Source organism: Nostoc sp. (genome assembly GCF_036919495.1).
GTDB lineage: Bacteria > Cyanobacteriota > Cyanobacteriia > Cyanobacteriales > Nostocaceae > Nostoc.
This window is the reverse complement of the sequence record NZ_JBALBZ010000128.1, coordinates 82,064-95,021: the sequence shown is the minus strand read 5'-3', so window position 1 is coordinate 95,021 and position 12,958 is coordinate 82,064. Positions and strand designations below refer to the sequence as shown.

The following is a 12,958-nucleotide window of genomic DNA, read 5'->3' as shown; positions in this document are numbered from 1 at the left end:
TTGGCGCTTTATACAAACAGTGCCTCCTTGAATGAACAACAATTTTGACTAACTTCAAAAACCTTAGTTGTTTAATGCGACATGCGTGTAGCAATTCTTGGGGCAAATCCGTGAACAAGCTTCACAACCAATACAGTTCTCTGGAGAAGTAACTGCCATTACTTTCCGTTCAATTTCTTCATCATCTTCATCTTCTACAAATTCCCCTTCTTCATTGAGTGCTTTCAAACCCAGCACATTGTAACCGCATACTTTAACGCATCTGCCACAACCGATACATTTATCCTTGTCAATTTCTTGAGCGAACTTTGGTGTCCAAGCATTACCGCCAAATGTCAAACCTGTTAGCTGTGCCATGAATAATCCTTCGGCAATTTTGCCTTTCAATCTGTTTGTGCATTAATCATCATATTATCCTAATCTTTTATTCGTTTATATTCAAAAATTACTTTTCAGTCATCAAATTCCGATGACTTTGAACACAAAATCACATTGTTTTTAATTTCAAATTATAGATAGAAATTATTGATAATAATTGTCTGGTTGTAGGAGGCTAAAGTAGCTACTTGCTACTGTGTATGGATAATTATTATTTCCACCAGATACAAATATCTCTATACGAGTGATGATATTCTTTTTCAAGTATTTTTTTGATTAGTTAGATAAATATAGGCAAATAGTAGTGATTGATACAAAAATAAATGTTTGTGAGTTACATTTTTATATATGCAATATGTATTTTAAAAGCCAACAAATTCTGATTTTCCTTTAATTAATTTATTTAGATAAATGATGACAAAAGAGATTATTCTTTTACATCAAGAAAGTAAAGTTAATTATGAAGGAACTGTAAACTTGGTAGCAGAATATGATCGTGCATTAAATATTAAAATCATTAATAAATTAGATGAAATGCAATTACAACAGGCTTAAATGTTTTCTAAAAGCACTTTATGGTTAAAGTAAAATGTTCATTGAGGTAGATTTTCAATAAATATTAATATTTTTTTTAGCTCGACACGAACAAATTAATCATTATTTTTATGAAATGTATAGTTAATAAATAAGTTTTATCCGGCTCGGTTTTAAAGCCTTAAATAGATTCCAATTGGATGCAAACTAAAAATATGGATGTGGGAAGTGAGTGTGGTGAGAAAAGATTATTCTCGCCATAAAGATATGTGGTAGCGAGTCATGAATAAGCAGGACTCATCCAGGGGAGACCTGAGCCTGACATCTCAACGATTAGAGTGGGAAAAGAGCCAAATGCCTTATACAATTCCTAACAACAGTTGCGTTGGATGTGACAACTGCCGCCCCCAATGTCCTACGGGTGCAATCAGAATAGAGGACAATGAATACTGGATTGATCCTGGTCTTTGTAATAATTGTGAGGGCTATTATTCAGAACCGCAATGTGTAATAGCTTGTCCAACAAATTCTCCGATTCCTTGGCAATCGAAAAAAGGGAGATGCAAAATAGAACCGAGAGATGCCAGTAGTTTAGACTTGTTTTCTAACGGCAAGAATAATCCATTTGCTTCAGCGATCGCTATTTGGGAAGCTTGTAATGTACTAGCACAACGTACATCGCTACATTGGGAAACCGATGAAGAAGGCTACATAAGTTACAGCCGACAAATCAACCAGGGACGAGGTGCGATCGCTTTTCACATCCAAGATCCATTCAAAGTTAACGACAAGGCCACAGATTCAGCAGCAATTGAGGGGCTTGACATCAGAGCCGCTTGCATACATCTAATTTTTGCAGCTTATGCTACAGCTTTAGATCAACCTTGGGAGCAAGAATTTGCGATCGATGAGCGACAAATTGAGAAATATTTGGGGATGGAGAAACGCAAAGATTTAAGCAAAGCTGCCAAACTAGCTTTAATGAAAAATCTTGTCCAACAAGCTTGCTCCCTGGTTATCTCCATTGACTGGCCTCAACAAGGTCGAATTAACGGATTCTCTATTACAGGTAGCCGCTTATGGCACTTACTAGATATTCAGCACCACTTTCAAGAAGACAATCTTGGATGCAAATATCTTATTGGTCTAACTTTTAAAGTAAAAGCAGGCTTATGGGCACAATATTTCTTAAACAAACAAGCATGTAAAGAGCGAACCGCATTCTATCAATATGGCAGTCTTCCCAAAACATTGCTAACCACAGTCATGAGCATTTGGCAGCAACATGAAGGCGCAGTCCGATTAATGCTGTGGTTGCTGTTTAAAACCAAAATGGGCAAAGAACAACGCATTACTATTCCTACCTTGCTGCGTATTGCTTACGGAGAAGAAAAAGTCGCCCTTGCATCCAGACAACGGGAAGAACGCAAACGTTTGCTGCGAACTTTTGAAAGCGATTTAGAAATTCTCAATCACTATGGAATGAAACCACTTTTCGATCCAGTTACCTACCCGCCAGAAATTCAACCTTTATGGGCAAAGTTAGTTGATCTTCCTGAAGATCCAGATGAAGCATTAGAATTTTGGACTAATGACGGTGGTGCTGAAACCCGCCTCACAGACACAGGCCCCCGTGGTAAATGGAATCTCTTAATGAATGCGCGGATTTTGGCTTTTGAACTTCCACCAGAATGGGAACAGCAAATCTCAGAATCGGAAAAAAAGAAAACAAGAACTGCTAAAGCCAAAAGGAAGCCTAAAGCTACAAACGATTTGCTGGGTGAACAGATTTTGCAAGCGCGAAAAAATTTGAATCTCTCCCAAAGAGAATTGGCAAAGCTTACAGGTAAAAGCCAAAGCTGGATTCGAGATATCGAAAATGGCCGTTTAAAAGCCAAATTAGAAGACCAAGTACTTTTAAGAAAAGTCTTAAATATGACTTAATCTTTATTTTGGAATTTCAACGCAGAGGGAAACGCAAAGGTACGCAGAGATTTTGTTACCAATTTTTGCAGCGTTACAGCACTTACGGCAGCTATGAGGTACATCCTAAAAGCTGAAAGCGATGATAGGAGAGGGGCTAGGAGAAAAGTATATTGCACAATAGCCGGAAGCGCTGTATACTAAGCACAGCACGACTCCGCACACCTCTGCGCTTCCCTTTGCGTTCCTCTGCGTTGAAAAACTCTCCTCTTTTAAGTACTATAACTCATCACCTTACTAGAAGTAACCCAAAGACTACCGACAGCATATTTAGTAACTACCAACTCTCGTGTAGCATTGCATGAACTCTTCAGTTGTTGAGTCTTAGTTTCATCTTTCACAAGTTTAGCCTGGTACGTGTAGAGAGAACCAGAAGGTTGTTCAAAACTTAGCTCACCCAGAATAGTATTATTATCTAAACTTTGCTCCAAAATTTTGCCTGCAACTTTGTAATTAAACCAATCCCATCCATTACAAAGCATTAGTTCTCTTTCCAAAACCTGAAGTGCAGCAGGCAGAATTCCCCAGCCTCTATAGACTTTATTTAAGCATTGAATATCACCAGTACGAGTCAAAATCGATCTAAATGAATCTATATCTATACGACCGTAATATCTTCCTTCTGGCAAGTCTATAATTGTTGGTGCAAACCGATGTCCACCGAAGTGTGATGATTTCCAAATTCGCACATTATCCAAGCACAAATCAGCATTCGTTGATGTTACATTAAAATAAAAAGGAGCGCCATATCTGGCACAACATTTATCATGGCTACCGTGGGTACAAACTAAAATATCTTTAGTTTCGCTGGTTTCTATCTCAGAATTAGAATTGATACCCCATAACCATTTTTGGACAATTGCTGCTACTTGCTCAATATTTGCTAGCTTAAACTCTTTTTTATGGTATCCATTACTTAACCCCTCTTCTTTTTGATAAATCAAGAGCGTAGTATGGTTTACTTTGTGTGATTGATCGTTAGCAATCAAGAGGAATCTAATCGGTAGTTTAGCACGCTTCACTTCCTCTACCAAAACCCTCAAATTCTGGGGTACCCATTTGGAATTAAAAGCTTCTGATGTCCAAGGTAAAGGACACTCAACTAAAATATAAGTTTGATAATTGGTGGCGCTACCAATAACATCTTCTCCTATTTGCTGTGAATCGTCAGAACAAAAAAAAGTATTCATCTCGCTGTACTCATTAGCGTATTTTATGGACGAAGGGTATTACAAAATACAATTGTGTTCCTAGTTACAATATCCTTGGCTAAAGGAGATAAAAAAGAACAATATTCATTTCCCAGTTAAAACTAGGTATCCACTTTATAACATCATTACTGATCGAGGTCTTTCCGGTTAATAAAGTCTCCACAATAGAGATAAATAGCATCAAAATAGATTTTTCCGTATGCGCGGCGTTAGTTTTGTATATAGTTTTATTGTTATTTGGTATCTTGGAAATTTTCACTTGCTGAAGCTCGGCTTTTCTGAACTTGGTTTTTTTCGCAAAATCAAATATGTTCAATCTTTTGCGTAGATGCAAAGTAGCTTGTCGTCAGACATCGCTTAGAGTGTAACAGGCAATCAGCTTGCTTACAATATGGATGTAACTGATATTACAATCAAAAATATTGCTTGTAGCAACATAATTATTTAAAGTTTTGCTGAATTTTTTTACATAGCTAGTTACAATCGTTGTTTTTACACATAAAGATATAATTTTATATTGTTTTTGTTTAATCATATTCCTAAAAGTAGATGCGAGAACACCTGATAAACAGGTGATAGTTTGGTAACCCAATACTGTTTTAAAACTTTTTCTCTGCTTTTAATGTATTTATCCATCATATTGCAAATAATTCTCAATTAGCTTAGAAAAAATAAAGACAATTAAATTAGGGGTAAATGCTTTGTGCCCCGTACTTCATGCGAAATAAGTTAAACGTCAAAACTAGTGACTAATTATTAGCAGCGTCACTAAAATCAACATTAACGAACCTGGTATATTTACCCTTTTACCTAATCTAACTTCCTGAAGCTCATGTCAGGGTTTGATTATATGCCTCTGCCTTGACTGTAACTGAACTCAATAATAAATGCAAGTATTTGAGAACCTTTCTAATTCTCTTACCGTTTGTCGCCTCTAGAAGGTTGCTTAAATCAAGGTTAATGGTTATTTAATAGTGGAGATAGCTGACTTGAACAAGCATTGATTCTTTCAATACAATAGGTAAAGTTTTGCAAGTGTGACAAATTGTTGACGGTAAGGGTACATTTGTGTGCCCCTATTAATTCCAAGATTTTTAAGTATGGCGATCGCATATTTCTTTTTTCATGGAGAATTGAATCATTTTTTACCACGGCATCATAAGCAGGTGAAAATCTCCCATTTTTTTGAGGAAAGAGCTTCAATTAAGGACATGATTGAGTCCTTGGGCGTCCCTCATCCAGAAGTTGATTTTATAAATGTCAATGATGAATATGTAAATTTTTCTTACATAGTTGCGGATGGAGATACTATCAATGTTTATCCAATTTCTGCTAGGGGTACTATTATAGCAAAGGTTTCTGTTATGCCAGAACTGCTTAGTATTATCCGCTTTGTTTTAGATATCCATTTGGGGAAGCTTGCGACATCTCTACGACTTTTAGGTTTTGATACTTTATACCGCAATGACTACGAGGATGAGAAATTAGCCGAGATATCCTACAGCCAGGGGCGAATTCTCTTGACTCGTGATAAAGGTTTATTAATGCGTAGTTTGGTAACGTATGGGTATTACGTTAGAAATACTAACCCTCAACAACAAATCTTGGAAGTCCTACAACGCTACGACTTGTTTAAATTAATCTCACCATTTAAACGGTGTTTGCGTTGCAATGGATTACTAGAACCTGTAAATAAGCAATCCATCGTTGACAAGCTACCAGAAACAGTGCGATCGCAGGTTGATATATTCCAGCGTTGCCAAGACTGCGATCGCATTTATTGGAAAGGTTCACATTATGAACGATTGCAACAGTTTATTGACAAAGTACTCAACTCACAAAGAGGTGAGTAACTTAGTAATGACAATATTTAGCTACCTGAAATATTGGCACTAATTATTTGACTACCCCCAATTCTAGGATCTTCATCTTCTTTATTTAAATCATCAGGAGTGGGGTTTTGCTTACTCTCTCCAGTTACTTCTTCAGGTTCAATGGGATCTGTCTCTTGAGCTTTATCGATATCAAGAGAGTCAGGAGGTTCTTTGGCGTGAGAGAAATCGATAAGTGGATTGGGTTGATCGGAAGTCATGAGTTGCTAAATTATACAGTCTTCTTTAGTGTTGAATTTATTTTGCTTGTCAACATCTTTCTTGAGAAATAAACCACCTATTATAAAAAATAAAAAACTATGACATTAATTTTAGCTCTCGATTTTGGCGGAACTAAATTGGCGGCAGCAACGGTAAATGTCGGTTCTAGAAAGTGGTTGCGTTATGAACGTCGTCTCTCGCCAGCGAATGCAAATGCTAGTACTGACTTGGAAATTATGCGATCGCTCATTTACTCTCTGTTAGAAGACACGAAACCTGCTGCGATCGGTGTCAGCTTTGGCGGCCCTGTAGATGCTTCTACGGGGACGGTGCGACTATCTCATCATGTGGCTGGATGGGAAAATATTCCTCTCAAAAGTTTGTTGGAGGAGGAGTTTGGCGTTCCTGTTGGTGTAGATAATGATGCTAATATTGCTGCTTTGGGAGAACATCGTTTTGGTGCGGGGCAGGGGTACGATAGCCTGTTTTATATAACTATCAGCACTGGCGTGGGTGGTGGTTGGATACTCAACGGGCAGCCTTGGCGGGGTGCTGGTGGGATGGCTGGGGAAATTGGACATATCGTTGTAGATCCTGCTGGGCCAGTTTGTTTGTGTGGGAAGCGGGGATGTGTGGAACGTTTGGCGTCGGGGCCTTATATGGCGCAAAATGTTAGGGAAATTTTGGAAAACGTAGACGCGCCAGCGGCTTCCCGAAGGGTACCGCCAAGTCGCCAAGGAGGAGATGTGTTAAGGGGTTTGGTAGGGGATAATTTAACGTTGCTGACGGGGCAGTTGGTAAGTGAGGCGGCGGCGGCTGGAGATGATTTGGCGAAGGAAGTATTGCACAAGGCTGCTTGGGCGCTGGGTGTAGGTATTGGAAATGTAGCGAATTTGATGAATCCGCAACGCTTTGTGTTGGGGGGCGGTGTGACGAAAGCGGGGGCAGATTTTTGGCAAGTGGTGCGTCAGGTGGCGCGGGAGACGGCTTTACCAGAAGTTGATTTTGAAATTATCCCTGCGGTGCTGGGTGATGATGCGCCCTTGTGGGGGGCGGTGGCGATCGCTTCTATTATGCTAGACGCATAAATTGTTTACTCTCGCGATTAGTAGTCACGAAATTTATCTTATTTTTATCCTAAATCAAAACCAAATTATCTCGATGAATCACCGTTTCCACACCCGCATAGCCTAAAATTGCAGAAATTTCCCGCGAATGACAGCCGCGAATTTTTTGCAATTCATCGCTGTTGTAATTCACAAGTCCTCTAGCAATTTCGTTACCGTTGCCATCACACAATTGCACTGCGTCCTGTGTGCGAAACTCTCCTTCTACTACCTTAATTCCAGCTGCTAATAACGATTTTCCCGCCAGAGAAATTGCCGCGATCGCACCTTCATCTAAATACAATTTACCCGCAGGTAAAAGTCCATAAGCTATCCAACGTTTACGCGCCGAAGTTGGTTCCGGTTGCGGTTCAAAATGTGTCCCAATCAGTTCACCCTGGATAATTTTTTCTATATTCTGGGGAAATCGCCCTTGAGTAATTACGGTACGAACTCCAGCAGCGATCGCAATTCTCGCAGCCGAAATTTTTGTCACCATACCGCCAGTACCCCACTGAGAACCTTGGGAACCTGTTTGTATTTGTAATTGAGCTAATTCTTTAATGCTACTGACTAAAGCGATCGGCCGCGCATCTGGTACGGAACGCGGATCGGCTGAGTATAGTCTATCCACATCGGTAAGCAAAAATAGCCAATCTGCTTCTACTAGGCTGGCAACTAATGCCGAAAGGGTGTCATTATCACCAAATTTTAGTTCGTCTATTGCCACGGTATCATTTTCATTGATAATAGGGATCACTCCCAGTCTTAATAGTTCCTGAAAAGTGTTGTAGACGTTGAGATAACGGCTGCGCTGTACCAAGTCGCTGCGAGTCAATAATACTTGAGCGATCGCCTGTTGCAAGGTAGTAAATAAATCATCGTATATCCGAATTAACCTGCCTTGTCCAACTGCTGCTACAGCCTGTTTTAGTGCGATCGCTTTGGGACGTTCAGTTAAGCCCAACCGCGCACAACCTACTCCCACAGCCCCAGAAGAAACCAAAATTACCCGGTGTCCCTGGCGTCTTAAATGACAGAGTGTTTCCGCCAAGGTAGCGATGGTGGAAAGTGCTAATTGTCCCGTTTCTGGTTGGGTTAGGCTAGAAGTACCAATTTTGACAACAATTGTTAATGACATCTAAAAAGTGAGGAGTTAAGAGTGAGGAGTTAGGAGTTGAATTTAATTCATAACTCATAACTTCTAACTCCTAACTAAATTTGTAAAGCGCCAATCCCTCTATAGTGAAGGCTGACGCTTTACGGGTTTATATTTATTTTGTATGCTGTAGGGTCTTTTTTGGCTGACCCTATGTTATTAATACTTATGATCCCAGATTTTTTGATTCCAGTAAAATTATTTAATTATTTCTTTAGATTTACTTTCCTGACGATTTATTAACTTTTGTGAATCTTTCTTTTCTTGGGGGTAATAGAGGCTCCCAGAATTTCAGATATCCAAACTTCAAAGTTGCGAACAGGATGAGAACGCAGGGCTGCGTCTGCATGGACAATCGGTTCAACTAGAATGGTAAACATCCCCAAGCGATTACCTGCGATGACATCAGTAAATAAGCGATCGCCTACCATCCCCACTTGATGCACTGGTAGATCCATTCCCCTAAGTGCTGCTCTAATTTTGCGTCGAGAGGGCTTGGCTGCACCCAAATAGTAAGGTAGGTTGAGCGATCGCGCAATTCCACCTATTCGCGCTTCACTCAGGTTGTTACTTACCAAGCACAATGCGGTACATCTGCGAATTTGCTCCACCCAATCTTGTAGTTCTGGGGAAGCCACACCTACTCTAAAGGGTACTAAGGTTTCATCTACATCCAATACCAGCCCCTTAAGCCCGTATTGTTGGATAATATCCGGTGTTAGATTCAACACTGAACCTTGTAAAATCAAGTCAGGCTGTAAAAGATTGTTCCAGGCCATAGTCAACAGTGAAATTTAAATAGCTCAGACAAATGAGCATAACCCAATATAGTTTAGTTAGTCGAACTCGATCCTGGTATCTCTCCCTGAACACTTTGAGATAAAATCCCTAAAATCTTATCGATCTCTTTGATGTAATAATTACTCAAATCAATAAATATATCGTTTTCTTCTAACTTCAAAAACTTCCAAATATCACCCGTTGTTACCGCGCCATAAATTTTCCTAATTTCATTTCCTTCTTGTTGATTAAACAATTGTGCTGCCAACATTGCCGCCGCACATTGACCTAATCCACCTTTAATATTTTCATTTTTCGCTTCACTAATAATCACCACAGGCACATTAATTGTTAATTGCTCTTTAGCACGACTGATGATAAAATCACAATAGCCATTCAGACCTTTTTCTACATTTACATTAAAATCTGTTCCCGAAAATAAACTAATTGGATAATTAGCCCTGCGTCTTACCTCCAATAAAATTGGAGTGATAATCATTTCTGAACGAGCTTTTTCAGTATTAATTGCTAAAGCCAGTTCTGTCGTTTCTTCTAAAGAATTTATGAGTTTCTGGCTTGGCTGTAAAGCTTCTATGTGGGTATATAAATCAGTCTCTTCATGAATGTGGATGCTGAATGACTTTTTAAATTTACTTAATGTAAAGTCGCTATAAGCCATTTTCAGCATCTCATACTAATTTGGGATTTGGGATATGGAATTAAAAATCCCTACCAAAATGCTTTTCCAGAATCTGGTAAAAGGTTTAAGTAGATTTTGATAACAATCAAAATTACTAATTAAAAAATTCAAAATGCAACATTTTCATTTTGAATTTTTAATCTTATTCCACTTCATTAAAAAGATGTTCCTCTAACAGAGGTTGCACTTTACGAAACTCCTCTGGAGAGAGTAATTCAGGTTCACCCGTTTTAGTTATCCGTGCAAAAAATAATAGGGGATCGAGGGGTGTATAAATTGCATACTCCTGATCTTCATCATAGAAGCTAGCGAGTAGCTGTAATTGTTCCGGATCTAAATCCGCCTCTTCGTCTTCGATTTCTAAGGTGAAAAGTTCTGATTCTTCAACGGGCGGTAAATCACCTGCAACAGTTAAAGCATAAGCTGTATTTTTCAATATCAGGTTCTGCTCAGATAGTACAGCTTGGGCAGTGGCAAAAATTTGCTCAATAATGGTGTCATCTTCTACCAGAACCGCTTCTTCTTCCTCACCGTCACCTTCCCAAGAAAAAATTTCTACAGGGGAGTCTACAGGAAGAAGTAAAACGTATTCTTGTTCATCGACTTCGAGGGAATGCTCAATGTAACATTCGAGCGATCGCCCTTTATCATCAGTTAAAGTGATGGAACCCGCATGAGCGTTATCATTTTCTTCAGGAAATGGAGAGGAAAACATAGCCGAAATGTAGAAAGAAATTTAATAAATACCAGCAACTTGAAAAATTGTTTAACTATTTAATGACATATTATGTTAACTAAATAGCTTTATACGTAGATACAACTGCTGGCTAATCGTTTTCAGAATATCATGTTAAAAGGTATCAATATTCAATAGCCGCAACTGAAGTGTGGGAACTAGCACGCTTAACATCCAACCATTGTTGTAAAATCAAAGCGGCTGCCTTACGGTCAATCAAACCTTTATGGCGTGACGGGGAGCGGTTCTCAGCTATCAGCAGTTGTTCTGCCTGAAATGAAGTTAATCGCTCATCCACATATTCCACAGGCAGCTTCAGTGCTTTAGCAAGTCTTATAGTAAATTTTTGAACTTGACGCGCTTGAAATCCTACTGAGCCATCCATTGAATAAGGTAAGCCCATCACCAGGATTTGCACCTCGCGTTCATTAACTATTTGCCGGATTTGCTCGACATCCTGCTCAAAAGATGTGCGCTCAATTGTGGTAATCCCTGTCGCAATTAAACCCGTGCGATCGCACCCAGCCACACCAATGCGCTTGCGACCAAAATCTAGTCCCAACGCTGAAATAAAAGGTTTTGGTTGCTCTGGGGATATCACTATTAATTCTCCTGCTGTGCATCTGCTGATTCTGAAATCGGTGATGCTTCCATGCTAGGATTTTTTACCGAAAAGTTTATCGGTTCTGACAAGCTTTGCAGTGGTTTATCTGAGGATGGCAGTTTTCCTGGTTGTATCCATGACATCCCACCTGGTATAGGTTTACGTGCCGGTTGTAAACCTTGCAGCATGTCAGTCCACTGGATTCCTTCTAAAGAGACGAATTTAGACTCTCGTAGCTTGTGCCATACAGAGCGAGACATAACTAATGTATGCTCTATACGTTTTGCCCCAATTCGCTCCAAATATTCTTCTCGCTCTGCCTGATAGTCTGAAGAAGCGAGTTGTAACCCTTGCTCAGGAAAATCTTGGGCAATACGAGCCAGTTGAGATAGTAATTCTGGATACAGCCAAGTATAAGCAGGATGGACTGTCAGCGTTGCAACGTGGGGAACTTCCCCCTTACGGTCAAGTTGCACCTGAAAATAGCCGATCGCAGCTTTGCGTTGCGGTTCAAATACGTAACCACTCACTACTTCTGTTTTGCTCACCCATTGCATTACTGCATCAGTTAAAGCACCAAACAAACTGGTTTTAAAGTCGCGGGTATTACGGTCAAAAACCTGACGTACCAAAGGTGGCATAGATGCCGTATCTAGTTGATATAGCAACTGGGCATCAGCATTACTTACTGGCAAAAGGTTTGGTAAGTCTGGCTCTGCTTGTGCTAATTCAGCTAGTAATTCTGGCCCAATTTCCCAGTACGTCATTTCTGCCAGACGCTGGAATCCATTTTGCCGATATAGTGCCAGCGCCTCTATGTCATTGATATTAACTTCCAGTAACCAAGTCCGAGCTTCCAGAATCGATTCAAAGCAATGACGCAAAAGTTGTGAGCCAGTTCCTTGTTTATCGACACCACGCTCTAACAGCACTTGATCAATGCGCCAAGTGCTGCGTGTCCGGTTAAAGGGTGACACTTGAATCATCCCTAGAAGCATCCGTCCTTGCTCTGCTATGTAGGCACAGAGACGATACTGTAGCGGGTTAGGAAACCAACTCAAAAATTTGAGTAATCCATACCAGCGACGCAGCATGAGCATCTGGCTGATGGCAAAACCTGCTCCCTTGGGAGTGAGGGCTGAGAATGACTCTTGAGTTATGCGCTCGATTCTGTCCAGATCCCGGTATTGGACTGGTCGGATAACAACGCTGAGGTTTCTGGGAAGTAATGAAGTCATTTTTATTCGAGCCGCTATTTAGCCTTAACTAACTGCTCTTCAAAGGAACTGCTGCAATAAAATAATATTAACTGCTTTTTACCCCTTGACTATTGCGCCAAAAGGGTGATTTTAGTAACTCAATACTTAAAAAAGCAGAAAAAACAGACCTTGTGAGAACACCATTGGTATTAACCCAACAACATCTGCCTTATATTTTATTGGAATTTTGATTAAAATTTGTATATTTTTATAGCCCTTGTCGAGAAACTAGCTTTTCAAAGTGGGCTTGGGTTTGATGGAGTAGTTGCTGGCGACTATCTACCAGTGTTTGCTTCAGGGTTGGAACAAGATTGCGAGCTTGCAGAGTCATGTGAAGTTGCAGGTTGGCGACATATTCACTGAAATCTTGATTCATTTCATCTGCGCTTGCATTCGTTAATAAATTTGATTCCAT

General features: G+C 39.8%; 14 protein-coding genes. 4 read left to right on the top strand and 10 right to left on the bottom strand.

Annotated features, from left to right (window positions below; all coding sequences use genetic code 11):
• Nucleotides 1-63 precede the first annotated feature (63 nt).
• Nucleotides 64-357 carry a ferredoxin III, nif-specific gene (gene fdxB / locus V7K25_RS17625; protein WP_335037009.1) on the bottom strand — a complete coding sequence of 98 codons (294 nt, stop codon included), beginning with the start codon at nucleotides 355-357 and terminating at the stop codon, nucleotides 64-66.
• Nucleotides 358-789: 432 nt separating this feature from the next.
• Between fdxB and V7K25_RS17620 the strand changes: the two genes are divergently transcribed.
• A complete protein-coding gene (locus V7K25_RS17620; RefSeq protein ID WP_335159815.1) occupies nucleotides 790-933 on the top strand; it encodes a hypothetical protein in 144 nt (47 codons plus the stop codon).
• Nucleotides 934-1,266: 333 nt separating this feature from the next.
• Nucleotides 1,267-2,856: a helix-turn-helix domain-containing protein gene (locus tag V7K25_RS17615; RefSeq protein WP_335159849.1), complete on the top strand. Its 1,590-nt coding sequence runs from the start codon at nucleotides 1,267-1,269 to the stop codon at nucleotides 2,854-2,856.
• A gap of 251 nt (nucleotides 2,857-3,107) precedes the next feature.
• On the opposite strand, the gene V7K25_RS17610 is transcribed toward V7K25_RS17615, so the two are convergent.
• Entirely contained in the window at nucleotides 3,108-4,085 is a 978-nt protein-coding gene (locus V7K25_RS17610; RefSeq protein ID WP_335159814.1) for a sucrase ferredoxin, read from the bottom strand.
• Nucleotides 4,086-5,206: 1,121 nt separating this feature from the next.
• On the opposite strand from V7K25_RS17610, the gene V7K25_RS17605 reads away from it, so the two are divergent.
• Nucleotides 5,207-5,959, top strand: coding sequence for a Mut7-C RNAse domain-containing protein (locus V7K25_RS17605; RefSeq protein ID WP_335159848.1), 753 nt, complete (start codon nucleotides 5,207-5,209; stop codon nucleotides 5,957-5,959).
• A 17-nt stretch (nucleotides 5,960-5,976) separates the two neighbouring features.
• On the opposite strand, the gene V7K25_RS17600 is transcribed toward V7K25_RS17605, so the two are convergent.
• Nucleotides 5,977-6,198 (bottom strand): hypothetical protein, encoded by a 222-nt coding sequence (locus V7K25_RS17600; RefSeq protein WP_335159813.1) that lies wholly within the window; start codon nucleotides 6,196-6,198, stop codon nucleotides 5,977-5,979.
• 99 nt (nucleotides 6,199-6,297) lie between these two features.
• On the opposite strand from V7K25_RS17600, the gene V7K25_RS17595 reads away from it, so the two are divergent.
• Nucleotides 6,298-7,287 (top strand): ROK family protein, encoded by a 990-nt coding sequence (locus V7K25_RS17595; protein ID WP_335159812.1) that lies wholly within the window; start codon nucleotides 6,298-6,300, stop codon nucleotides 7,285-7,287.
• Nucleotides 7,288-7,336: 49 nt separating this feature from the next.
• Here V7K25_RS17595 and proB read toward each other — a convergent pair whose 3' ends face one another.
• The 7 genes from proB to V7K25_RS17560 all read right to left on the bottom strand — a co-directional run bounded on the left by proB (nucleotide 7,337) and on the right by V7K25_RS17560 (nucleotide 12,958).
• Nucleotides 7,337-8,446 (bottom strand): glutamate 5-kinase, encoded by a 1,110-nt coding sequence (proB, locus tag V7K25_RS17590; protein ID WP_335159811.1) that lies wholly within the window; start codon nucleotides 8,444-8,446, stop codon nucleotides 7,337-7,339.
• 257 nt (nucleotides 8,447-8,703) lie between these two features.
• Nucleotides 8,704-9,243 carry a YqeG family HAD IIIA-type phosphatase gene (locus V7K25_RS17585; protein ID WP_335159810.1) on the bottom strand — a complete coding sequence of 180 codons (540 nt, stop codon included), beginning with the start codon at nucleotides 9,241-9,243 and terminating at the stop codon, nucleotides 8,704-8,706.
• Between the two features lie 53 nt (nucleotides 9,244-9,296).
• The gene (locus V7K25_RS17580) at nucleotides 9,297-9,923 is read right to left on the bottom strand and encodes a hypothetical protein (RefSeq protein WP_335159809.1); all 627 of its coding nucleotides are present in this window, start codon (nucleotides 9,921-9,923) and stop codon (nucleotides 9,297-9,299) included.
• 163 nt (nucleotides 9,924-10,086) lie between these two features.
• Nucleotides 10,087-10,659, bottom strand: coding sequence for a DUF3727 domain-containing protein (locus tag V7K25_RS17575; RefSeq protein ID WP_322646767.1), 573 nt, complete (start codon nucleotides 10,657-10,659; stop codon nucleotides 10,087-10,089).
• Between the two features lie 145 nt (nucleotides 10,660-10,804).
• Nucleotides 10,805-11,281: a Holliday junction resolvase RuvX gene (gene ruvX, locus V7K25_RS17570; RefSeq protein WP_335159808.1), complete on the bottom strand. Its 477-nt coding sequence runs from the start codon at nucleotides 11,279-11,281 to the stop codon at nucleotides 10,805-10,807.
• Between the two features lie 2 nt (nucleotides 11,282-11,283).
• A complete protein-coding gene (locus V7K25_RS17565) occupies nucleotides 11,284-12,522 on the bottom strand; it encodes a GNAT family N-acetyltransferase (protein ID WP_335159807.1) in 1,239 nt (412 codons plus the stop codon).
• A gap of 229 nt (nucleotides 12,523-12,751) precedes the next feature.
• Nucleotides 12,752-12,958, bottom strand: coding sequence for a hypothetical protein (locus V7K25_RS17560; protein WP_229457894.1), 207 nt, complete (start codon nucleotides 12,956-12,958; stop codon nucleotides 12,752-12,754).